Source organism: Lyngbya aestuarii BL J (assembly GCF_000478195.2).
In the GTDB taxonomy this organism is placed as follows: domain Bacteria; phylum Cyanobacteriota; class Cyanobacteriia; order Cyanobacteriales; family Microcoleaceae; genus Capilliphycus; species Capilliphycus aestuarii.
Genome location: NZ_AUZM01000331.1, coordinates 1 through 586 on the forward strand (window position 1 = coordinate 1; position 586 = coordinate 586).

Annotated in this window: 1 protein-coding gene; it reads left to right on the forward strand. The window is 38.7% G+C overall.

Annotated features, from left to right (window positions below):
- Window positions 1-210 precede the first annotated feature (210 nt).
- Window positions 211-586, forward strand: a 376-nt coding sequence (locus M595_RS28390) for an RNA-guided endonuclease InsQ/TnpB family protein (protein WP_023069988.1), incomplete at its 3' end; no start/stop codon positions are given.

Consider the following 586-nt stretch of genomic DNA (forward strand, 5'->3'; position numbering starts at 1 on the left):
TGAAGTAATTCTTCAAGGATGGAGTGTAATATGTTCAGCATCTCAAGAGTAAAAACCTTGTGTCGATACAAAGTTTGTCAAAACCAAATGCACTTTGAGGTCACTGACAGACCTCCCGAGCGCTAACAAAATCGTTCTTCATAATCTCCACTTGAAAAAACTTGTGCTATATTCAGTGTATCTTGTAAATACAGCACTCAAACGAAGGGGGTGATTCAATTGCTTAAGGCAGTTAAGGTCAGACTCTATCCGACACCCGAACAGGAATTGGCGTTAGTCAAATCGTTTGGTTGTGTACGGTGGTATTGGAATTTTGCCTTAAATGCCTGTATTCAGCACTATCAAGAAACTGGAAAAAGCTTAAAACTAGCAACCTATAAAGGGATGCTCCCTCAACTCAAAAAGGAATATCCTTGGCTCAAGGAAGATTGCTATTCATCGGTTCTTCAATGTGTAGCAATTAACCTAGACAGAGCCTATAAAAACTTTTTTAAAGGACAAGCTAAATTCCCTAGATTCAAGTCTAAACACCATAAGCAATCAATCCAATATCCCCAGAGTGTTACCGTCAAGGATGAATATCTAA